21 protein-coding genes are annotated in these 20,242 nt (G+C 63.0%); 13 read left to right on the forward strand and 8 right to left on the reverse strand.

The window, feature by feature from the left end; genetic code table 11:
• The first annotated feature begins 226 nt into the window (after window positions 1-226).
• Window positions 227-1,045, forward strand: coding sequence for a sugar phosphate isomerase/epimerase family protein (locus FHX10_RS26540; protein ID WP_025554526.1), 819 nt, complete (start codon window positions 227-229; stop codon window positions 1,043-1,045).
• A gap of 67 nt (window positions 1,046-1,112) precedes the next feature.
• On the opposite strand, the gene FHX10_RS26545 is transcribed toward FHX10_RS26540, so the two are convergent.
• A complete protein-coding gene (locus FHX10_RS26545) occupies window positions 1,113-2,156 on the reverse strand; it encodes a zinc-dependent alcohol dehydrogenase family protein (protein WP_025554528.1) in 1,044 nt (347 codons plus the stop codon).
• Between the two features lie 249 nt (window positions 2,157-2,405).
• On the opposite strand from FHX10_RS26545, the gene FHX10_RS26550 reads away from it, so the two are divergent.
• Window positions 2,406-3,293 (forward strand): branched-chain amino acid aminotransferase, encoded by an 888-nt coding sequence (locus FHX10_RS26550; protein WP_047614241.1) that lies wholly within the window; start codon window positions 2,406-2,408, stop codon window positions 3,291-3,293.
• A gap of 146 nt (window positions 3,294-3,439) precedes the next feature.
• Here the strand turns inward: FHX10_RS26550 and FHX10_RS26555 are convergent, their stop codons facing one another.
• Window positions 3,440-4,342, reverse strand: a complete 903-nt coding sequence (locus FHX10_RS26555; protein WP_025570677.1) for a LysR family transcriptional regulator — start codon at window positions 4,340-4,342, stop codon at window positions 3,440-3,442.
• Between the two features lie 138 nt (window positions 4,343-4,480).
• Between FHX10_RS26555 and FHX10_RS26560 the strand changes: the two genes are divergently transcribed.
• From FHX10_RS26560 to nadE, 4 genes are all read left to right on the forward strand, one after another.
• Complete coding sequence (locus FHX10_RS26560; protein ID WP_184390596.1) at window positions 4,481-5,767, forward strand: HlyD family secretion protein; 1,287 nt, start codon at window positions 4,481-4,483, stop codon at window positions 5,765-5,767.
• 119 nt (window positions 5,768-5,886) lie between these two features.
• Complete coding sequence (locus FHX10_RS26565) at window positions 5,887-7,506, forward strand: MDR family MFS transporter (RefSeq protein ID WP_184390598.1); 1,620 nt, start codon at window positions 5,887-5,889, stop codon at window positions 7,504-7,506.
• 31 nt (window positions 7,507-7,537) lie between these two features.
• Complete coding sequence (locus FHX10_RS26570; RefSeq protein ID WP_184390601.1) at window positions 7,538-8,743, forward strand: adenylate/guanylate cyclase domain-containing protein; 1,206 nt, start codon at window positions 7,538-7,540, stop codon at window positions 8,741-8,743.
• A 140-nt stretch (window positions 8,744-8,883) separates the two neighbouring features.
• Complete coding sequence (gene nadE / locus FHX10_RS26575) at window positions 8,884-9,717, forward strand: ammonia-dependent NAD(+) synthetase (protein WP_047614250.1); 834 nt, start codon at window positions 8,884-8,886, stop codon at window positions 9,715-9,717.
• A gap of 35 nt (window positions 9,718-9,752) precedes the next feature.
• Here nadE and gstA read toward each other — a convergent pair whose 3' ends face one another.
• Window positions 9,753-10,436, reverse strand: a complete 684-nt coding sequence (gene gstA / locus FHX10_RS26580; protein ID WP_097542722.1) for a glutathione transferase GstA — start codon at window positions 10,434-10,436, stop codon at window positions 9,753-9,755.
• Between the two features lie 115 nt (window positions 10,437-10,551).
• Between gstA and FHX10_RS26585 the strand changes: the two genes are divergently transcribed.
• Window positions 10,552-11,166, forward strand: a complete 615-nt coding sequence (locus FHX10_RS26585; protein ID WP_047614252.1) for a TetR/AcrR family transcriptional regulator — start codon at window positions 10,552-10,554, stop codon at window positions 11,164-11,166.
• Here FHX10_RS26585 and FHX10_RS26590 read toward each other — a convergent pair.
• Window positions 11,163-12,398: a multidrug efflux MFS transporter gene (locus tag FHX10_RS26590; protein ID WP_047614506.1), complete on the reverse strand. Its 1,236-nt coding sequence runs from the start codon at window positions 12,396-12,398 to the stop codon at window positions 11,163-11,165. The two genes, FHX10_RS26585 and FHX10_RS26590, sit on opposite strands and share 4 nt — an antisense overlap.
• A gap of 331 nt (window positions 12,399-12,729) precedes the next feature.
• On the opposite strand from FHX10_RS26590, the gene FHX10_RS26595 reads away from it, so the two are divergent.
• Window positions 12,730-13,074 carry a nuclear transport factor 2 family protein gene (locus FHX10_RS26595; RefSeq protein WP_025570125.1) on the forward strand — a complete coding sequence of 115 codons (345 nt, stop codon included), beginning with the start codon at window positions 12,730-12,732 and terminating at the stop codon, window positions 13,072-13,074.
• 6 nt (window positions 13,075-13,080) lie between these two features.
• Here the strand turns inward: FHX10_RS26595 and FHX10_RS26600 are convergent, their stop codons facing one another.
• From FHX10_RS26600 to FHX10_RS26610, 3 genes are all read right to left on the reverse strand, one after another.
• Window positions 13,081-13,812, reverse strand: coding sequence for a sulfite exporter TauE/SafE family protein (locus tag FHX10_RS26600; RefSeq protein WP_025570126.1), 732 nt, complete (start codon window positions 13,810-13,812; stop codon window positions 13,081-13,083).
• A 78-nt stretch (window positions 13,813-13,890) separates the two neighbouring features.
• Complete coding sequence (locus FHX10_RS26605; RefSeq protein ID WP_063476634.1) at window positions 13,891-14,544, reverse strand: class I SAM-dependent methyltransferase; 654 nt, start codon at window positions 14,542-14,544, stop codon at window positions 13,891-13,893.
• 208 nt (window positions 14,545-14,752) lie between these two features.
• On the reverse strand, window positions 14,753-15,079 hold the full coding sequence (locus FHX10_RS26610) for a hypothetical protein (protein WP_063476635.1): 327 nt from the start codon (window positions 15,077-15,079) through the stop codon (window positions 14,753-14,755).
• A 212-nt stretch (window positions 15,080-15,291) separates the two neighbouring features.
• Here FHX10_RS26610 and FHX10_RS26615 point away from each other — a divergent pair, with 212 nt between their 5' ends.
• Both FHX10_RS26615 and FHX10_RS26620 read left to right on the forward strand, forming a co-directional pair.
• Window positions 15,292-15,894 (forward strand): superoxide dismutase, encoded by a 603-nt coding sequence (locus FHX10_RS26615; protein ID WP_008528928.1) that lies wholly within the window; start codon window positions 15,292-15,294, stop codon window positions 15,892-15,894.
• A 138-nt stretch (window positions 15,895-16,032) separates the two neighbouring features.
• The gene (locus FHX10_RS26620; protein WP_184390604.1) at window positions 16,033-16,878 is read left to right on the forward strand and encodes a metallophosphoesterase; all 846 of its coding nucleotides are present in this window, start codon (window positions 16,033-16,035) and stop codon (window positions 16,876-16,878) included.
• 183 nt (window positions 16,879-17,061) lie between these two features.
• Here the strand turns inward: FHX10_RS26620 and FHX10_RS26625 are convergent, their stop codons facing one another.
• Complete coding sequence (locus tag FHX10_RS26625; RefSeq protein WP_025570135.1) at window positions 17,062-17,754, reverse strand: helix-turn-helix transcriptional regulator; 693 nt, start codon at window positions 17,752-17,754, stop codon at window positions 17,062-17,064.
• Window positions 17,755-17,884: 130 nt separating this feature from the next.
• On the opposite strand from FHX10_RS26625, the gene FHX10_RS26630 reads away from it, so the two are divergent.
• The 3 genes from FHX10_RS26630 to FHX10_RS26640 all read left to right on the forward strand — a co-directional run bounded on the left by FHX10_RS26630 (window position 17,885) and on the right by FHX10_RS26640 (window position 20,142).
• Entirely contained in the window at window positions 17,885-18,520 is a 636-nt protein-coding gene (locus tag FHX10_RS26630) for a LysE family translocator (protein ID WP_047614260.1), read from the forward strand.
• Window positions 18,521-18,651: 131 nt separating this feature from the next.
• Window positions 18,652-19,092 (forward strand): c-type cytochrome, encoded by a 441-nt coding sequence (locus FHX10_RS26635; protein ID WP_025570139.1) that lies wholly within the window; start codon window positions 18,652-18,654, stop codon window positions 19,090-19,092.
• 135 nt (window positions 19,093-19,227) lie between these two features.
• The gene (locus tag FHX10_RS26640; protein WP_063476638.1) at window positions 19,228-20,142 is read left to right on the forward strand and encodes a cytochrome c; all 915 of its coding nucleotides are present in this window, start codon (window positions 19,228-19,230) and stop codon (window positions 20,140-20,142) included.
• Window positions 20,143-20,242: the final 100 nt, after the last annotated feature.

The following is a 20,242-nucleotide window of genomic DNA, read 5'->3' on the forward strand; positions in this document are numbered from 1 at the left end:
CGGGCTCTGGCCATCACGAGTAGTCGGCGCTGATATCGGTACGGCGGATCGTTTCCGCAAGGCCCGAAAATGCCGCACCAGCTGTGCGGAAATGACTGAAGCCGGAGGGTTTCGAGTCTGCCTGTCTGTAATACCGCCGACACAGAAGGGGCGCATAGAACGCGGCGGCCGTTCTTGACCGTTCTTCCATTTTCACATTGATCATTCCAATTGATGGAGCGCATCCATGTCTTCTCTTCCCGTCGTCGGCGCCGCCATGACGCTCGATGAAGTCGAGCTTCACCGCGACTGGCTTTTCGAAAAATCCCGCGATCTCGAATTGCAGAGCTTCATCGATGCCGAGGTTCTCAACGGCGACTGGGCGCCGCTTGCCGCCCGCACCAGGCGGCTTCTCGACGGCCACAGCGGCCGCCTCGGCATTCACGGCCCGTTCTGGGGCTTCACCATCGCCTCGGAAGATCCCGATATCCGCGCCATCGTCACAAGGCGCCTGCTGCAGGGTCTCGATGTCTGCGCTGCCATCGGCGCCACCCATATGGTCATCCACAGCCCCTACACCTCCTGGTCTTACAACAATCTCGACGACAATGCCGGCGCCCGCGAAGCCTTGGTCGAGCGCACGCACATGACCCTGCGCGACGCCGTTCGGCGCGCCGAGGATATCGGCTGCACCATGGTCATCGAGAACATCGAGGATAAGGATCCGCATATTCGCGTGGCGCTGGCCGAAAGCTTCCATTCGCCCGCGGTCGCCGTCTCGATCGATACCGGGCACGCCCATTATGCCCATGGCTATACCGGTGCTCCGCCGGTCGATTACTACGTCAAGGCCGCCGGCAATCGCCTGCAGCATGTCCACCTGCAGGATGCCGACGGATACGCCGATCGCCACTGGAGCCTCGGCGAAGGCTCGATCCACTGGCACGCCGTCTTTAGGGCACTTGCCAAGCTCGACAGCAATCCGCGCCTCATCATCGAGATCAAGGATAAGTCGAAGATCCCGGCTTCATCAGCTTTTCTCGCCTCGATCGGCGTAGCTCAATAGGGTCTTGTTGCTCGTCCCGCCCTCCCTGAGTCCGGTGCTCGTCACGGGCAGGGAGGGTGGAATTCCCTCATGAAAACCGGGTAATCACGCTGATTCCGGTGGCCTCCGCCTTGTCGAGCGCCATCAGCGCCGGCACGGCCTCTTCGAGGCTGACCCGCCGTCCGATCAGCTTCTGCGGCGCGATCTTGCCGGCCGAAAGCATCGACAGCATGGCGTCGTAACGCCAGGCCTGCATGCCGTGGCTACCGTAGATTTCCAGCTCGTGGCCGATGACCTGCGCCATTGGAATCTGCGGTGTTGCCTGTTCACCGAGCATCAGCCCCACCTGCACATGCCGTCCGCGCCGGCGCAGGTTCTTGATCGAGTTGAAGCAGGTGACAGGATGGCCGAGCGCGTCGATCGAGACATGCGCGCCGCCCTTGGTGATTTCGCGCACCGCCTCCGCCACGTCGGCGACGCCTGCTGCATTGACCGTCGCCACTGCCCCGCAATCCCGCGCAAAGGCGAGCTTCTCCTCGGATATGTCGATGCCGATCGCATTCGCCCCGAGGGCGGTGGCGATCATGATCGCCGACAGGCCGACGCCGCCGCAGCCATGCACGGCGATCCATTCGCCGGGCCCGGTGCGGGCCTGGTCGGCGACGGCGCGAAACGAGGTGGCGAAGCGGCAGCCGAGGCTTGCGGCCGTCGCATCGTCGATCGTATCGGGCAGGTGCACCAGATTGGTGTCGGCATAATCGATCGCCACATATTCGGCGAAGGAGCCCCAATGGGTGAAGCCCGGCTGGAACTGGTTCGGGCAGACCTGCTGGTTGCCGGAATGGCATTCGCTGCAATGGCCGCAGCCGGAAACGAAAGGCACTGTCACCCGGTCGCCGACCTTGAAACGCATCACGCCGCGGCCGGTGGCGACGATGCGCCCGGCAAGCTCGTGTCCCGGCACATGCGGCAGGCGGATATCGGGATCGTGTCCCATCCAGCCGTGCCAGTCGCTGCGGCAGAGCCCGCTTGCGCCGACCGCAATAACAACGCCGTCCTCGGTCGGCGTCGGGTCGGGCAGGGTGCGGATTTCGGGCGCCTGTTCGAAGGCTTCGTAGAACATGGCTTTCATCGGCGTCTTCCCTTGCTGCGTATCCGCTGTTGCACCCCATCATCGCATGCTGCAGCCAGCCATTCCAACATTCCATTCCATCATTTTTGCTGATGCACCCATCGATGAAGCCGCTGTTGCTGCGCACGAATATTGCGGCATGATCGCATCCTTCGGCATTTTCTTGCTTCCGTGTTTCCGAGCGGGATTTGTCCTTGACCCGGCTTGCCGCGGAGGTTTTTGCTTTGCCGGCTTTATAGGGAGGGCAGCATGGCCGTCGATACATCACCCCGTTCAACCACCTGGACCCATGTCGATGGAGAATGGCTCCCCGGCAATCCGCCGCTGATCGGGCCGACCTCGCATGCCATGTGGCTGGGTTCCACGGTCTTCGACGGCGCCCGCTGGTTCGATGGTATCGCGCCGGATCTCGACCTGCACTGCCAGCGCATCAACCGCTCGGCGCTGGCCATGGGCCTGAAGCCGGTGAAGTCGGCCGAGGAGATCGCCGCACTCGCCTGGGAAGGCGTTGCGAAATTCGATGGCGCCACGGCGATTTACATCAAGCCGATGTATTGGGGCGAACATGGTTCGCCCGGCAGCGTCGTTTCCGTCGACGCGGAATCGACCCGCTTCGCGCTCTGCCTGTTCGAGGCGCCGATGGGCGGCCATGGCGGCACCAGCCTCACCGTCTCGCCCTATCGCCGCCCGTCGCCGGAAACGGCGATGACCGAGGCGAAGACCGGCTCGCTCTATCCGAACAGCGGCCGCATGATCGCCGAGGCGCGCAGCCGCGGTTTCGACAATGCGCTGGTGCGCGACCTGAACGGCAACGTCGTCGAAACCGCCTCATCGAACGTCTTCATGGTGCGCGACGGCGTGGTGATGACGCCGGCCGCCAACCGCACCTTCCTCGCCGGCATCACCCGCGCGCGGGTCATCGGCCTGCTGCGCCAGGCCGGTTTCGACGTCGTGGAAGCAGCGCTCTCCGTCGAGGATTTCCTCGCAGCCGACGAGATCTTCACCACCGGCAACTACTCCAAAGTCGTCGGCGTCACCCGCCTCGACGACCGCAATTTTCAGGAAGGCCCGTTCACCCGCAAGGCGCTGGAGCTTTATATGGACTGGGCCTACGGCCGCAGCGAAAGCGAGGAGTGAGCAGCGGTTCGGCGCAGCCGAAGCAATCGATCCAGTGAATCGATTGCAGCAGCGAACGCCCGGAGCGCAAGCGCAGGGCAGGGGGTGCCACCCACACCCGAGCCCGCTCGCAAAAAAAAGAGCAGGCCTACCCCCGGGCAGGCCCCTCACGTCATCCACTTCCGATGCTCGGCAAATCTCTCCACCAAGAGATCGATGAACAGCCGCACCTTCGTCGGCAGGTGGCTGCGGTTGGGGTAGACCGCGTTGATGTTGAACTCTATCGGCCGGTAATCCGGCATGATCTTCACCAGCCGCCCTTCGGCGATGTCGTCGAACACCACGAAGCTCGGCGCCAGGAAGATGCCCCGCCCGCTCAGCGTTAGGAAGCGCAGCATCTCGGCGCTGTTGGAGACGACGTTGCCGCCGATCTTGACGCTCTCCGGGTTGCCCGCGCCATCCTCGAAGCGCCATTCGTCGCCATAGGGATAATAGGCATATTGCAGGCAATTGTGCTCGGCGACTTCGGCCGGCTTCTTCGGCATCGGATGAGTCTCGAAATAGGCCGGCGAGCAGACGAGCATATGGCGCCAGGGCGTCAGCTTGCGGGCAACGAGCGAGGAATCCGGCGGCGGTACGGTGCGCATCACCAGGTCGTAGCCGTCCTCGATCATGTCGACCATCCGCTCGCCGACGCTGAAATCGAGTGAGATCGACGGATAGAGCTCCATATATTCGCTGACGACGGGCAGCAGGAAACGCACGATGGCGCTGCTGGTATAGACCCTCAGCGTGCCGCGCGGCGTCGAGCTCAGCGCGCCGGCCGTCCGGTCCGCCTCCTCAAGTTCGGCCAGGATCTGCGACGAGCGTTCGTAGTAATATTTGCCGGTTTCGGTCAGGCTGACCTTGCGTGTCGTGCGGTTGAGCAGTCGCACGCCGAGCCGATCCTCCAGCGATTGCACGTGATTGCCGACCATGGTGACCGACATGTTGAGCCGGCGCGCCGCGGCGGAAAAACCGCCGCATTCCACCACCCGGCCAAAGACTGTGAGGCTTGTCAGCCGATCCATATTGCCCTCGGATTATCCGCTGAGAGTTGATGATCCTTCCCGATTTAAGCAGATTATCAAAATAAATGTCAGGGTACATTTTCCCTAGCATCGAACATGGCCTCTCACAGAGGAGGCCAACGGTGAAGGAGAATGACGATGGTCGAGTTACCCCAGAGGCAAGTTTTCGAAACTTCCAGGCAGGCCGAGCAGATCCTGGCCGAGGAAGCTGCCAGGACGCCCACTGCCGAGGCGCCGCCCATGCCGGCCGCCGAAGCACCGGTTGCGGAAGCGCCGGTCGCGGGTGCTTCCGGAAAGGCCGGTCGGGGGATCGTCAAGCGCGCCGTGCTTGCCACCGCGCTGCTTGCCGGCGTCGCTTTCGCCGGCGATTTCGGCTACCGGTACTGGACGGTCGGCCGCTTCATCGAATCCACCGACGATGCCTATGTGAAGGCCGATTACACCACTGTCGCCCCGAAGGTCGCCGGCTATATCAGGGAAGTGCTGGTCAGCGACAATGACCAGGTCAAAGCCGGTCAGGTTCTCGCCCGCATCGACGACCGCGACTTCCAGGCTGCCCTGTCGCAGGCGAGAGCCGATGTGAAGGCGGCCGAAGCCGCCATCACCAATATCGATGCCCAGATCGCCTTGCAGCAGTCGGTGATCGAGCAGGCGAGGGCGACGATCGACGCCTCGCAGGCCTCGCTGGATTTTGCCGTGTCGGACGCCGCCCGCTCGGCCCGCCTCATCACCAACGGCGCCGGCACTCAGTCCCGTGCCGAGCAGACCCAGTCGGCCAGGGAACAGGCCGCTGCCGCCGTCGAGCGCGACCGGGCAGCCCTCGTTGCAGCTCAAAACAAGGTGCCGGTGCTGCAAACCCAGCGCGAACAGTCGGTTGCCCAGCGCGACCGCGCCGCCGCCGCCGCCCAGCAGGCGGAGCTCAACCTCTCCTATACGGACATCGTCGCCGCCGTCGACGGCACGGTTGGCGCCCGCTCGATCCGCGTCGGCCAATATGTCAATTCGGGCACGCAACTGATGGCGGTCGTGCCGCTGCATGCGGTCTATGTCGTCGCCAATTTCAAGGAAACGCAGCTGACCTATATCAGCCCCGGCCAGCCGGTCGAGATCAAGGTCGACAGCTTTCCCGACATCTCGATCAAGGGGCATGTCGACAGCGTTTCGCCGGCAAGCGGCCTGGAATTCTCGCTGCTGCCGCCGGATAATGCTACCGGCAACTTCACCAAGATCGTCCAGCGCATCCCGGTCAAGATCGTCATCGACGATGAGCCTCTGAGCGGCCTGTTGCGTTCGGGCATGTCGGTCGAGCCCGAAATCGATACCAAGGCTGCCCAGACCCAAGCTGCCGAAACCAAGCCTGCCCAAGCCAGGGCTGGCCAGGTCTCAAGGGCAGCCGAAGAAGGATTGTCCAGCCACGAAGGTTGATCCTTCTCTTCTCTGCCGAATAATCCCGATCATTCCTGAATGTTCCCGATCATTCCCCGAACGATCACTCGAACCCCGTCATGAGAAAGTTTCCCGCGAGAGCTGGAAGGAGATAAGCCATGGCCACACTTCAGATCGCCGCAAACGGCAATGCGCTTGCGCGCCCCGCCGCCGCAGCGCCCGTGGCGCCTGCCGCCATGAGCCCGCTTCGCATGTGGGCAGCCGTTGTCGGCTCGACACTCGGCGCCTTCATGGCCGTCCTCAACATCCAGATCGTCAATGCCTCGCTCGCCGATATCCAGGGCGCGATCGGCGCCGGCACCGATGACGGCGGCTGGATCTCGACGTCCTATCTGATCGCCGAAATCGTCGTCATCCCCTTGAGCGCCTGGCTGGCGCGCGTCTTCTCGGTCCGCAACTATCTGCTCACCAACGCCATCCTCTTCCTCGTCTTCTCCGTCGCCTGCGCCTTCGCGGCCAATTTGCAGCAGATGATTATCCTGCGCGCCATACAGGGCTTTTCCGGCGGCGTGCTGATCCCGATGGCCTTCACCATCATCATCACGCTGCTGCCCAAGGCCAAGCAGCCGATCGGTCTTGCGCTCTTTGCCCTGTCGGCCACCTTCGCGCCGGCGATCGGCCCGACGATCGGCGGTTACCTCACCGAGAACTGGGGCTGGGAACATATCTTCTACGTCAACCTGGTGCCCGGCGCGCTGATGGTCGGCCTGCTCTGGGCCTCGCTCGACCGCGCGCCGATGAACCTGAAGCTGCTCGCCAAGGGTGACTGGCCTGGTATCATCACCATGGCGATCGGCCTCGCAGCCCTGCAGACCGTGCTGGAAGAGGGCAACAAGGAAGACTGGTTCGGCTCAGATTTCATAGTCCGCCTGTCGGTTATCGCCGCCGTCTCGCTGACGCTGTTCCTGATCATCGAGCTGAAGACCGCCACTCCGCTGCTGAACCTCCGCCTGCTGGTCCGCCGCAATTTCGGTTTCGGCATCGTCGCCAATTTCCTGCTCGGCATTGCGCTTTACGGCTCGGTCTTCGTGCTGCCGATCTATCTGACCCGCATCCAGGGCTATAATTCCGAGCAGATCGGCATGGTTCTCGCCTGGACGGGCATCCCACAGCTGCTGCTGATCCCCCTGGTGCCGCGCTTGATGAAACGTTTCGACGTGCGCCTGCTGATCGTCGTCGGCTTTGCCCTCTTCGCCGCTTCGAACTTCATGAACGTGCACATGACCGGCGATTATGCGAGCGACCAGCTCTTCTGGCCGAACATCGTCCGCGCCATTGGCCAGGCGCTGGTCTTCACGCCGCTTTCGGCAATCGCTACCGCAGGCATCGAGCAGGAGAATGCCGGTTCGGCTTCGGCACTCTTCAACATGATGCGCAATCTCGGCGGTGCCGTCGGCATCGCCTCGCTGCAGACCTTCCTGTCGAAGCGCGAACAGTTCCACTCGAACATTCTGACCAATTCGGTCTCGGTCTTCGAGGAGGCCACCCGCGATCGCATCGCGGGGCTGACCGGCTACTTCATGAGCCATGGGGTCAGCGATCAGGCGCTCGCCGGGCACAAGGCCGTCGTCGCCATCGCACTCAAGATACGCAAGCAGGCCAATATCATGGCCTTCAGCGACACCTTCTTCCTGCTCGGCGTCGCGCTCGTCGTCGCCCTGCTGGCAAGCCTGCTTCTCAGAAAACCCGGTCAACTCTCCGGCGGCGGCGCTCACTAGCGCTCCGCCTTCCCTTAAGGAGGAGAAAGCCATGACATCAGCGATCTACGCTCCCGATACCGACAGGCTGCAAACGAAGACCGCCGGCCATGCCGTCAGCGCCGCCGCACTTCTGTCGATCATCGAATGGCTTTCCGGCGATGAATGCCACGCGCTCGACGAAGCGGGCCTCGTCTCCGGCCTCGGCCGCAGGCTCCAGGCGCTCGGCCTGCCTATCGACCGGTTGACCCTGCATCTGATGACGCTGCATCCCGAGTTCATCGGCCGCACCATCGCCTGGGCGCCGGGCGAGCCGGTCGAGATCCACGACCGGGAACACGGCGCCCGCGTCGCCATCGCCAATACGCCGCTGCGCAAGGTCATGGAGACCCGGGAGCCGCTGGTCGTCGATACCGGCGAAAGCGTGCATGGCCGCTGGCAGCATATCGATGTCTTCGCCGATCGCGGCCTGATGCAGCTCGTCATCGCGCCGCTCTGCAACGTCGACGGCCCGGTCAGCGCCGCCGTCTTCGGCACCAGGCGGCCTGGCGGCTTCGCCGCTCCCGAGCGTCAGGTGATCGAGCGCATCCTGCCGGCGCTGCGCAACACCAGCGAGCTGCGCATTCTGCGCCAGGTCGAGCTCAGCCTGCTCGATACCTATATCGGCCCGCTGACGGCAAGCCGCATCCTGGCCGGCCGCATCCGCCGCGACGAGATCGAATCGATGGAGGCGGCACTGCTGCTCTGCGATCTCAGAGGCTTTACCGAACTGTCGAACCGTCTGCCCGGCAGCACCGTGCTCGGCCTGCTCAATGCCTATTTCGACAGGATCGTGCCGGCCATCACCCGCGAAGGCGGCGAGGTGCTGAAGTTCATGGGCGATGGCGTGCTTGCCTTCTTCCCGGGTTACGATGCCGCCCATTCCTGCGGCGCCGCCCTGGCATCGGCCCGCGCCATCCTCGAGGAGATCGACCATTTCCAATATGAGGGCATCGGCGTGAAGGCCGGCATTGCCCTGCATTACGGCGAGGTCAGCTACGGCAATGTCGGCTCCGGCCGCCGCCTCGACTTCACCCTGATCGGCGGCGACGTCAATCTTGTCAGCCGCATCCAGACCGCCTGCAGCGAGTTGGGAGAGGCCTTGCTGATGTCGGCACCGTTCCGTCAGGAGGCCGGGGCAGGGGATGTGGTGTCCGCCGGAGCGCACAGGCTGAAGGGTTTTGCGGATCCGGTGGAGCTGTTCACGATCGTGCGGTAGGTGCGAACCCAGCCCGGAGATACTGCGCCCCAACGCCCCACTTGCATAAAATGCATGGCAGCTCTGCCCGAAACGGTTTCGTCTTCCCCCATCTTTTCGCCATAGTGGCGCCGAAATTCCGTAAGTGGGAGGAGAGGCTTATGACGGTGCTGTTCGACGAACAAGGCGAGATCATCCGCGAACTGGGTGTTGCCGCCGACATCGACCCTGAGCACGAGATCGAACGGCGGACCGCGTTCCTCAAGGATTATCTCGTCGCCTCGGGCATGCGCGGCTACGTCCTCGGCATCAGCGGCGGCGTCGATTCGCTGACGGCGGCGCTGCTGGCTCAGAAGGCGGTGCGCGAGCTGCGGGACAGCGGCCACACCGCCGAATTCATCGCCGTGCGCCTGCCCTACGGCGTCCAGGCAGATGAGGCCGATGCGGTGAGGGCGCTGGAAACGATCGGCGCCGACCGCTCGATGGTGGTCAACATCAAGGAGCCGGCCGATGCGATGCTTGCCGCCGCGCTAAATGGCGGCCTCGCCTTCGCCGATGCCGGCCGGCAGGATTTCATCCTCGGCAACATCAAGGCCCGTCAGCGGATGATCGCCCAGTTCGCCCTGGCCGGCGCCCTTGGTGGCCTCGTCATCGGCACCGATCACGCGGCCGAGGCGGTCATGGGCTTCTTCACCAAGTTCGGCGATGGCGCCGCCGATATCCTGCCGCTCGCCGGTCTCAACAAACGCCGCGTCCGTCTGCTGGCAAAGCGCCTCGGCGCCCCGGACGAGCTGGTGTTCAAGGTGCCGACGGCCGATCTCGAGAGCGAGCGCCCATTGCGCCCAGATGAAGAAGCCTATGGCGTCAGCTATGACGAGATCGACGATTTCCTCGAAGGCAGGCCGGTCGGCGAGATCGCCCGCCGCCGCATCCTCGCCGCCTATCGTGCCACCGGCCACAAGCGTGCCCTGCCGGTCGCCGTCAACGCCGTCTGATACCCCTCGGAGTCGCGGTGTGGCCGACCTCGTGTTTACGGCCTGACCGGCGAGCCGGTCCGTCCTGATGAGGCGAGATAGGCGTGTGGCGCAAAATAGACGCCGTCGGCATCGAAGGCCTCGAGATCTTCGGCCTGCAGCGCCTCGCGCACCTTCGGTCGAGCCGCCACGCGGGCCATGAAGCCGTGCAGTGCCGGCCATTGCTTGAGATCGATGTTGGTCCAAGGCGACCAGTTCAGGCAGACGAAGAGATAGGCATCCGCCACCGTAAACGCATCGCCGGTGAGATAGGGTCCGGCAAGACGGCCGTTCAGCCAGGCGAGTCGCTTCGATATCAGCGCGCGGATCTCCTCGTGAACGCTGGAATAAATCGGATTGAAGAGCAACACCATCGGCTTGTGCAGCTCGGCAGTGATGAAGTTGAGATAGGATTGCACCTCGTTGCGGCGGATGTTGCCGACCTCAGGCAACAGGGCTGCTCCTTCGGGCACGCTGTCGGCGAGGAACTGTACGATCGCCGGCCCCTCGGTCAACACCTTGCCATCGTCGAGCATCAGCGCCGGCACATAGCCGTTGCCGTTGATGGCTAGATAATCCTCGCCGTTGCTCGTCCGATGGGTCTGCCGGTCGACCTGGACGAGTTCGATATCGAGCCCCAGCTCCCGGCAGATGATGTGCGGCGAAAGCGAACAGGCCGCGGCGTGCATATAGAGTTTCATTGCGGTTTCCTCTCCTTGGGGAGGCAGGTGATGCCGCCCGCGATAGCATTGTACATTTGTACTGTTTCGCATAAAATAAACTTCGTCAAGAATTTAATGCGAAACGGTACAAAATATGAAGGACGAGAAGAAGCGCGGCCGCCCGAGGGGCTTCGATCCCAAGGCGGCGCTTGGCAAGGCGCGGGATGTGTTCTGGGACAGGGGTTTTGCCGCCGCCTCGCTCGACAATCTGAGCGCTGCGACCAACCTCAACCGCCCGAGCCTCTACGGCGCCTTCGGTGACAAGGAGGATCTCTATCTCGATACGCTGGAGGGGTATCGGCAGGACGGCATGGACGTGCTGATTGAGGCGCTCGACCCGTCACTGCCGCTTCGCGACAATATCGCCCGCGTCTATGCGGGTGCGCTGGCGATTTATCTGCACGGTGAAACCGCCGCCCGCGGCTGCCTGCTGATCGGCACGGCATCGGCCGAAGCGGTCCAGCATGAGCGGGTCCGCGAAGTGCTCGGCCGCAGCCTCAACGATTTCGACGACGAGATCGAAAAGCGCATGCGCCTTGCCGTGGAAAGGGGCGAGCTTCCCCGAAGCGCCGATCCGCAGATGCTTGCAAGGCTCGCCTCCGCCGTCATGCATTCGCTCGCCGTCCGCGCCCGCGCCGGCGACAGCCGCGAGACGCTGGAAGCGATCGCCCGGTCAGGCATCGAGATGATCTGCGGGAGCGCGCCTTAGCCGGATGTCTGCCGATCCCGCGGCCGCACGACCCAGGCATAGGCAGCGCCGGCGACAAGCAGCACGGAGGTGCCGAGGAAAACCGCCCGCATGCCGATATGGCCGCCGACGAAGCCGCCAAGGATGGGACCAGCGACCTGGCCGACATATTGCGAGGAGATGGAAAGCCCGAGAATGCTGCCGGCCGCACTGTCCGGCACGCTGTGGCGGATGACGGCGGCGATGCAGGGCAGAAGCCCGCCAAGTGCTGCGCCCATCAGAAAACGCAGGATGATCAACTGCCAGGAGCTGGTGACGAAGGCCTGTGGGATCAACAGCAGCCCGGCGACGGCGAGGGCGCCTGAAATCACCGGCCAATGGCCGATCCTGTCTGCAAGCTTGCCGAGCCACGAGGCCGAGAGAATGCTGCCGAGGGCGGCGGCCGACATGACGACGCCCGATACGATCGTCACCTGGGCTTCTACGGCCACCAGCTGCGCGACATAGACGGTGATGATCGGCTCGATCGACATATTGGCAAACATCAACAGCATGCCGGTTGCCAGCATGGCGACGACAGGCCGCTTGTCGGCAATGGATTTCCAGCCGCCGCTGGCCTTGGCGGCCTGCTTGCGGGCCGGCGATTTCTCCTCCTTGATCAGCAAGGCCGTGGCGAGAAAGGCGAGGAAGATCATGCCGCCGGCGGCGAGAAACGTGCCGCGGATGCCGATGATCGGCGGCAGCGCCCCGCCGAGCAGCGGCCCGACGAGATTGCCGGCCATGATGCCGGAGGAGAGCACGCCGAGCGCCCAGGCCGAACGGTCCTTCGGCGTCTGCGTCGCCACCAGCACCATAGAGCCGGAGGAGTACCCGCCGGCAAGCCCGACGAAGAGGCGCAGCGCCACCAACTGCCAGACATTGCCGGCCATGCCCATCAGCGCGATCGCCACCGTCATGCCGAGACTGGCGCGCACCAGCATCAGCTTGCGGCCATAGATATCGCCGAGCCGCCCCCAGAGCGGCGCGACGAGGGCGGCGGCAAAGAAGGTGGCGCCATAGGCGATGCCCGACCATTGCACGATCGCCGCATGGTCGCTGACACCGAGTTCCTCGACATAGAGCGGCAGAAAGGGAAGCAGCAGCGTCATCGCCACGATCGTGGTGAAGGAGCCGATCAGCGAGATCACCAGGTTGCGCTTCCAGTAGATCGAGCCCGGCCTGGCGCTGGCAGCTTCCAATTGTGTATCGGTCATTCTTTCGGCCTCGGCATTGATCGCACGGCGAAGTTCCGCCCGCCCGATGAAACGATGTACCCCTTGCCGCGGCGAGGAGATCGACGCGGGTAAAACTGTCCTGAGATCGAGCTTTTCGAGGTCGAGCGAACGGGCCTGGCGGAGCATGCGCTCGTCGTTCCAGGGCGGGCACGCGCTGATATAACCGCCTTGTCGCCCGTCCTTCAAGACGGCGTTTGCGCATCGGTGGCCTGTCTTTGGGAAATTATCGCCGTAAGCTGGACCCGTTCCGGCAAAAGTGTTAGAACGTGACTGATTGCATGATGCAATCAGTCACGCCGAGGAGATTGCCATGAGCGACATGCGCACATCCCGAGAACAGACCGTCCGCCATCTCTACGCCGCCTATCTCGACGACCGCAAGGATATGGTCGGCGCCATCTTGACGGAGGATTTCACCTTCTCCAGTCCGCGCGACGACCACATCGACCGAGCGACGTATTTCGAGCGCTGCTGGCCGAAGGAGCCGGTCTTCCGCGACTTTCACATCGAATTCCTGGCGATTGATGGCGACGAGGCGGTCGTCCGCTACCGCGCCGAAAAATTGGACGGTGGCAGCTTCCGTAACATCGAGAGCTTTCGCTTCCGCGGCGACAAGATCGCCTCCGTGGATGTCTATTTCGGCCGGAATCTGTAACCCCTTTTACAGGATCCGCATCGCCGACGTGCCGATGATGATCATCGAGACAGCCACCATCAACGGCCGCACCGGCAGCCTCTTGACCAGGATCGCGCCGAAGGGGGCAGCGATGACACCGCCGATGATCAGGCCGATCGCCGAATCGAGCTCCGACCAGCCGAGCGTCAGGACGAAGGTCAGGGAAATCGTCAGCGTCACTGCGAATTCGGTGAAGTTGGTCGAGCCGATCACCCGCTTCAGGTCATGGCCGCGGCTGACGAGCGAACTGGTGACGATCGGCCCCCATCCGCCGCCGCCGATCGCATCGAGCAGGCCACCGAAAAGCCCGACCGGCGGCACGATCCAGTCGCGAACATCCCGCTTCGGCGGCGGCCGGAAGGCTTTGTAGAGAATCACCAGCCCGATCACGATCAGATAGGCCGACACGAAAGGCTCGATCGCCTTGCCGTCGACATTGGCAAGCAGATAGGCCCCCATCGCACCGCCGAGCATGCCGGCCGGGGCGAGCCGCGCCACCAGGCGCCAGTCGACATTGCGATGATAGGCATGTGAGAGGCCCGAGGCGGCGGTCGTGAACATTTCCGCCACATGCGTCATCGCGCTGGCATTGGCCACCGGTACCCCGAAGGCGAGAAGGCTCGTCGTCGACAGCACGCCGAAGGCCATGCCGAGCGCGCCATCGACGACCTGCGCGCAGAAGCCCACGACGATGAAGAAGAAAAAATCCGATGTCATGCGGTCCCCTCAGGCGAACGGTAGTATCAGAACAAACGACGCGGGGAAAAAAGTTCCGGTCTCAGGCGGCCAATCCTCTCAGGCGATAGGTTCGCGCTGCTTCAGCCGGATGATCTTGAAGAAGCCGTTCGGAAAGACCGGCAGGATTTCGGCAGCGTCAAAATCGCCGCGGCGCTCGGCCCAGGCGATGATGCGGTGGATACGGAAGGCAGAGGACCAGCCGATATGACGCACCAGCGGCGCCACCGCCGTCTCGATCGCGCCCTGCAGGCCGGCGCCGTCGCCAAGCTTGCTGGCAAGGATGATCTCGCCGCCCGGCCGCAGCACCCTTGCGCATTCGTCAAGCGCACGTTCGGGCTCGGGGATGAGCGTGATGACGAAAGGCAGGCAGACCGCATCGAAAGACCGGTCGGCATAGCTCAGCGCATGCGCATCCATCACATCGAGCGCCTGCACATGCTGCAGGTTTTCGCGTTTCGCCTTTTCGCGCGCCCGCACGATCATATGTTCGGAAATGTCGATGCCGGTCACCCGGCAGCGGCGCGGGTAGTGCCCGAGCGTCAGGCCGGTGCCGACGCCGATCTCCAGAATATCGGTGCCGGCCGCGGCGGCCAGCGCCGCCAGCTTGCGGTGGCCATCGCGCAGGATGCCGCGATAGACCCGGTCATAGACCGGCGCCCAGCGCTGATAGATTTTCTGCTGATCGTCCGCCCGGTTGCGAAGCTCTGACATGCCGACACCTCCCCAGCAAGTCCAGCAAAAGTGCACAGCGGTTTTGCGTTCGGAATTGCTTAAAACAAAAGATTTGGAGCGGTTGCGCGCTTCCATGAAAAAGCTGATCCGCTCGAAAGCCCAGCCTTTCAACTCCCAAGGGTAGGCTTCGGTTCCCGAGGAATGTGACGCAGGTCACAAATAGCCATGGTGGATCACCCGCAGCAGACTATTTTGCCGGCATCAGCCCGAGCTGTTTGGCATCTAGCTCGCTGCCGATCTCGACGGTTTTCTTTTGCTTGTCGTAGACGCAGATCTGGGCAATCAGCCCCTTGGCACCCTTCGGTTTGCCCGTCACCAGGGCGAGTCCGTAATGCGAGCTGCCGAAGGGATCGACAGTGGCGCTGGGCTTTTCGATCGTGACCGCTGCCTTCTTGCATTTGGCTTCGACGTCGGCAGCAAGCTGCTTCCAGGCATCGTCGGAGGAGGCATGCGCCGCAGCTGGGAGCGAAAGTAGCACGGCGGCAGCGAGAAGCTGGATTATATTCCTGTTCATATCGGTCTCCGTTGATCTCCGTCACAGGCGAAGCGGTTTTCGCGGCGCGCAACCCGGGCGATTTGCCCGCGCGACTAAAGCCCCGTAACTGAGGCAAATTTTCCTCCGGCCGGTCGTTTTTTGATATTTCGCCGGTTGCCTCTCCCCCTTTCCCCTCCTATGTTCCGCCACACCTGCCGATGACGCAATCTATTGCCAAGAGGAGATCTGACATGGCTTTCGAATTGCCTGAACTTCCCTATGATTACGAAGCGCTTGCTCCCTTCATGTCGAAGGAAACGCTGGAGTTCCACCACGACAAGCACCACAAGGCCTATGTCGACAACGGCAACAAGCTCGCCGCCGAAGCCGGTCTTTCGGATCTCTCGCTCGAAGACGTCGTCAAGAAGTCTTTCGGCACCAATGCCGGCCTCTTCAACAACGCGGCCCAGCACTACAACCACATCCATTTCTGGAAGTGGATGAAGAAGGGCGGCGGCGGCAACAAGCTGCCGGGCAAGCTCGAAGCGGCCTTCACCTCCGATCTCGGCGGCTACGACAAGTTCAAGGCCGATTTCGCCAATGCCGGCGCCACCCAGTTCGGCTCCGGCTGGGCCTGGGTTTCCGTCAAGAACGGCAAGCTCGAGATCTCCAAGACCCCGAACGGCGAAAATCCGCTGGTTCACGGCGCCACCCCGATCCTCGGCGTCGACGTCTGGGAGCATTCCTACTACATCGACTATCGCAACGCCCGCCCGAAATATCTCGAAGCCTTCGTCGATAGCCTGATCAACTGGGACTACGTCCTGGAACGCTACGAAGAAGCCACGAAGTAAGCGGCACCGGACTCGCCGCCATGGTGGCGATGTCGCCCGCCTATTAGAATTCAGCACCCGGCGTCTCAGGCGCCGGGTGTTTTGTTTTCACACAAAGCCGTCACATCCCTGTCACCGACCGCTCCTAATCACGCCCCCATGTCGTCTTCCGATTCTCCCCTGTTCCGCTTCGGCATCATCGCCGATCCGCAATATGCGGCGATCGCGCCGCATGTGGCCATGGATCGCCACTATGCCAACAGCCTCGCCAAGGTCGCCGAGGCGATCGAGACATTCAACGGTGAGGAACTGAGCTTCATCATGACGCTCGGCGATGTCATCGACCGCAGCTTTTCAAGCTTCGACGATATCCTACCGGTCTATCGGAAGCTCCGGCATGAGGCGCTCTTCCTGCTCGGCAATCATGATTTCTCGGTTTCGGCGGGGCATCTCTCCGAAGTTGCCGCGCGTCTCGGCATGCCGTCGCCCTATTACAGCTTCTTGCGCCACGGCTGGCGCTTCATCGTGCTCGACGGCAACGAGGTCAGTATCTTCGCGCCGCCCGAAGGCCATCCTCATCGCGCGTTGGCCGCCGAGATGCTGGCGGAGCTGCAGGCCAAGGGCGCGGCGAATGCCCATCGCTGGAATGCCGCGCTGAGCGACGAGCAGTTTGCCTGGCTCGGCGATGAAATCGTAAAAGCGGCCGCGGCCGGCGAGAAGGTAATCGTCATGAATCACTATCCGGTGCATCCGCCGAGCGAGCATGGCATGTGGGACAGCGAACGCATCGTCGCGCTGCTCGCCTCACGCAGCAATGTCATTGCCTATCTCAACGGCCACGACCATGTCGGCAATTACGGCATGGCCGGCGCCTGCCACTTCGTCAATTTCAAGGGCGTGGTCGACACCGAGACCAAAAACGCTTTCGCGATCGTCGAGGTCCATGCCGACCGCATCGAAATCCGCGGCTTCGGCCGGGAAGAGAGCCGCACGCTGGCTTATTAGGTTGCTCGCTACTGTTTGATTTACGCGAGCAGCTGCCCCTCACCCTATAACCTTACCGGGGTCGAGACACGTGGCTCGATCCAGGCAGAGGTGCCGGCAGGCGGATGAGGGGCTGGTCTCGCCAACCTCATGGCCGGAATGTTAGGTGACACCGACGCCTGCTCGTACCTCAACCGCCGCGCCTCAGGCAGGCACAGCCTTCTCCGTCCAGCCGCTCGTCCACAATTCCCGCAGCCCATCGCCTTCACCCTTGAAGAAGCCATCGGCCTCCTCGCAGTGCTCCACCCGGTCACTGCGGAAATTGCGGATCGCCTGGCGCAGTTCGCACCAGGCGACGATATTGGCGGTCTGCGAATAATAGATCAGCGCGACCGGCCGGATCGTCCTTTCGCTGGCGCGACCGAGTTCGTCGCGGTAACCGAGCATCAGCTTGCGTTCGTCGCGGATCGCCCGGCGCACGATCGCCAGGTCCAAGCCCGCCGGCTGCGCGATGGAACCCCAGGCATAGAGCGCCTTGTTGTCCATCGCCTGGCGCAGCGGGGCGGGCACCGCGCCTGAAATCTTCCGGTTGACCCGGCGCGCCGCCTGTTTCAGCTCCTCGTCCGCCGTCCGGTCGAGCAGCGCCAGCGACAGCACGATCGCCTCCATCTCCTCGATCGAGAACATTAAGGGCGGCAGGTCGAAGCCCGGTCGCATGATGTAGCCGATGCCGCGCCCGCCTTCGATCGGCACCCGCATCGCCTGGAGTGCGGCGATGTCGCGATAGATCGAGCGCGCGGTCACTTCGAGCGTCTCGGCCATGTCAGCCGCCGTTATCGGCTTTCTTGCCAGCCGGAGGATCTGAATGATCTCGAAAAGCCGCGAGGCCTTGCGCATTTAACCTCTCCCATCCGCCACGCTCCTGACAGTACACTGTCAGTTGGGTTCCCGTATAGAGCCGCCTATCAGATTGAAATCAATCAGGGTCTTTGAAAACGGCCCGCAGAAATTCAAGGCGGTAACTGACATGAACTACCATGAAAACCTCTGGCTTTTCTTCACCCTTCTGTTCGGCATCATCATCGTGCCGGGCATGGACATGCTCTTCGTGCTCGCCAATTCGCTGACTGGCGGCGTCAAGCGTGGGCTGGCGGCAACCGGCGGCATCATGGCCGGGGGTGCGGTACATTCGGCCTATGGCGCGGCCGGCGTCGGCGTGCTCGTCACCATGCTGCCCCAGCTTTTCAACGTGCTGCTCTTTGCCGGCGTGGCCTACATGATCTGGATCGGGATTTCGCTGATCCGCAGCTCGATCACCGTCGAGGCGGTCGGGCCGGGAACGGCGCGCTCCGGCTGGCGCGCCTTCCGCCAGGGGGCCGTCACCTGTTTGGTCAACCCGAAGGCCTATATCTTCATGTTTGCCGTCTACCCGCAGTTCCTGAGACCGGAATATGGTCCGCTCTGGATACAGGGGCTGATCATGGGCGTCATGACTGTCGTCACCCAGTTCGCCATCTACGGCACACTGGCGATGACGGCCGGCCGCAGCCGCGACCTGCTCGTCGCCAACCCTGACGTCACGGCCTTTGTCGGCCGCTTCGCCGGACTGCTGCTGGTTGCGGTCTCCGCCTTCAGCCTCTGGCAGGGGTGGAAAAGCGCTTGAGCCGCTGCGGCCTATCACATTGTTTTTATGATGATCCGGCAAAACGTGACTGCCCGGACGCATGGATTTTGGCATGCTCCCGGTGCAGATTGGCCTTCGGCCACCCTGGCCGAGGAGAAATGGAGAGGAATATGAATTGGAAAGCAGTAGCTGCGGCCCTGGCGATGGCCGGCATGGCCGCCGGTTCGGTGACCGCCGCCGACGGCACTCATGATTCGCGCGTTGCGTTGATGAAGCAGATCGGCGGTTCGGCCGGGGCCTTGGCAGCCATCGCCAAGGGCACCAAGCCCTATGACGCCGAGGCAGTGAAGGCGGCGCTGACGACGATCGCCGCAACTGCCAAGGTCTTCCCCGACCAGTTCAAGCCGGGCACGGACACGAATGACGAAGGCGCGAGCCCGAAAATCTGGGAAAACATGGACGACTTCAAGGCGCGCGCCGCCAAGCTCTCCAGCGACGCTGAAACCGCGCTGGCTCAGCTTCCGGCCGATCCTGCGGCCGTCGGCGCCACGATGAACACGCTCGGCGCCAATTGCGGCGGCTGTCACAAGGCCTATCGCCTCAGCAAGTGAGCGATAGGCCATTTTCATCTGGATACAGGATCCGCGCCGGCCTTGTCGCCGGCGCGGATCGCCTTATTCTCCGCCTGCGCAGATCGATCGGGGGATCGATCGACGCGGAAATCTCGGCAAAAGGGGAGGCGGCGCATGGTCCGCAGGTTCATCCGGTTATTGCTCTGTCTGATCGGCGTCGCCGTCCTCGGCGGAGGCGCCTTCTATCTCGTCACCGCACCCGATCCGCTGCCGGAAAGCCATTGGGCCAATCTCGGCGCGCCTGATACGGCAAACGGTGAGATGGTCTTCTGGGCGGGCGGCTGCGTCAGCTGTCATGCCGCACCCGGTTCCGAAGGTGATGCCAAGCTGACACTGTCAGGCGGCCTGGCGCTGAAGAGCCCTTTCGGAACCTTCCACGTGCCGAACATCTCACCCGATGAAAAGGCCGGTATCGGCGGCTGGACGCTTGCCGAGTTCGGCAATGCCATGAAGCGCGGCGTCGGCCCGGGCGGTCAGCATCTCTACCCATCCTTTCCCTATGCCTCCTATTCCCGGATGAGCGACAAGGACGTCAACGATATCTACGCCTTCCTGAAAACCCTGCCGAAGAGCGCAAACGTCGCGCCGCCGCATGAGCTGCCGTTCCCCTTCAATATCCGGCTTGCGCTCGGCGGCTGGAAATTCCTCTATTTCAACGACCAGCCGCGCGTGGCGCTGGCAAAGAGCGACGACAAGATCAAGCGCGGGCAATATCTCGTCGAAGGTCCCGGTCATTGCGGCGAATGCCATACGCCGCGCGATGCGCTCGGCGGCTTTACGGCGGATCAATGGCTTGCCGGCGCTCCCAATCCGGAAGGCAAGGGCCGCATACCCGATATCACGCCGGCTTCCAAGAGCATCGGCGGCTGGAGCGAGGCCGATATCGCCAGCTATCTCGAAACCGGCTTCACGCCCGATTTCGATTCCGTCGGCGGCTCGATGGTCGATGTGCAGCAGAACATCGCCCATCTCCCGGCCGCCGACCGTGAGGCAATCGCCGCCTATCTGAAGGCCGTGCCGGGGCGTTAGTGGTGGGGCGAAGTCACTGCGGCCTGCAGTTGATAATATCTTTCCACGGGATATCGCTTTGCCCGGCGGCGGCAGCGCTTTCCGCTTCGATATGTCGGTG

This window comes from Rhizobium sp. BK591, from assembly GCF_014195045.1.
GTDB classification, from domain to species: Bacteria; Pseudomonadota; Alphaproteobacteria; order Rhizobiales; family Rhizobiaceae; genus Rhizobium; species Rhizobium anhuiense.

Coding starts and splice junctions, on each gene's coding strand:
- FHX10_RS26540 (WP_025554526.1), top strand. CDS start 227: ATGTCTTCTCTTCCCGTCGTCGGCGCCGCCATGACGCTCGATGAAGTC.
- FHX10_RS26545 (WP_025554528.1), bottom strand. CDS start 2,156: ATGAAAGCCATGTTCTACGAAGCCTTCGAACAGGCGCCCGAAATCCGC.
- FHX10_RS26550 (WP_047614241.1), top strand. CDS start 2,406: ATGGCCGTCGATACATCACCCCGTTCAACCACCTGGACCCATGTCGAT.
- FHX10_RS26555 (WP_025570677.1), bottom strand. CDS start 4,342: ATGGATCGGCTGACAAGCCTCACAGTCTTTGGCCGGGTGGTGGAATGC.
- FHX10_RS26560 (WP_184390596.1), top strand. CDS start 4,481: ATGGTCGAGTTACCCCAGAGGCAAGTTTTCGAAACTTCCAGGCAGGCC.
- FHX10_RS26565 (WP_184390598.1), top strand. CDS start 5,887: ATGGCCACACTTCAGATCGCCGCAAACGGCAATGCGCTTGCGCGCCCC.
- FHX10_RS26570 (WP_184390601.1), top strand. CDS start 7,538: ATGACATCAGCGATCTACGCTCCCGATACCGACAGGCTGCAAACGAAG.
- nadE (WP_047614250.1), top strand. CDS start 8,884: ATGACGGTGCTGTTCGACGAACAAGGCGAGATCATCCGCGAACTGGGT.
- gstA (WP_097542722.1), bottom strand. CDS start 10,436: ATGAAACTCTATATGCACGCCGCGGCCTGTTCGCTTTCGCCGCACATC.
- FHX10_RS26585 (WP_047614252.1), top strand. CDS start 10,552: ATGAAGGACGAGAAGAAGCGCGGCCGCCCGAGGGGCTTCGATCCCAAG.
- FHX10_RS26590 (WP_047614506.1), bottom strand. CDS start 12,398: ATGACCGATACACAATTGGAAGCTGCCAGCGCCAGGCCGGGCTCGATC.
- FHX10_RS26595 (WP_025570125.1), top strand. CDS start 12,730: ATGAGCGACATGCGCACATCCCGAGAACAGACCGTCCGCCATCTCTAC.
- FHX10_RS26600 (WP_025570126.1), bottom strand. CDS start 13,812: ATGACATCGGATTTTTTCTTCTTCATCGTCGTGGGCTTCTGCGCGCAG.
- FHX10_RS26605 (WP_063476634.1), bottom strand. CDS start 14,544: ATGTCAGAGCTTCGCAACCGGGCGGACGATCAGCAGAAAATCTATCAG.
- FHX10_RS26610 (WP_063476635.1), bottom strand. CDS start 15,079: ATGAACAGGAATATAATCCAGCTTCTCGCTGCCGCCGTGCTACTTTCG.
- FHX10_RS26615 (WP_008528928.1), top strand. CDS start 15,292: ATGGCTTTCGAATTGCCTGAACTTCCCTATGATTACGAAGCGCTTGCT.
- FHX10_RS26620 (WP_184390604.1), top strand. CDS start 16,033: ATGTCGTCTTCCGATTCTCCCCTGTTCCGCTTCGGCATCATCGCCGAT.
- FHX10_RS26625 (WP_025570135.1), bottom strand. CDS start 17,754: ATGCGCAAGGCCTCGCGGCTTTTCGAGATCATTCAGATCCTCCGGCTG.
- FHX10_RS26630 (WP_047614260.1), top strand. CDS start 17,885: ATGAACTACCATGAAAACCTCTGGCTTTTCTTCACCCTTCTGTTCGGC.
- FHX10_RS26635 (WP_025570139.1), top strand. CDS start 18,652: ATGAATTGGAAAGCAGTAGCTGCGGCCCTGGCGATGGCCGGCATGGCC.
- FHX10_RS26640 (WP_063476638.1), top strand. CDS start 19,228: ATGGTCCGCAGGTTCATCCGGTTATTGCTCTGTCTGATCGGCGTCGCC.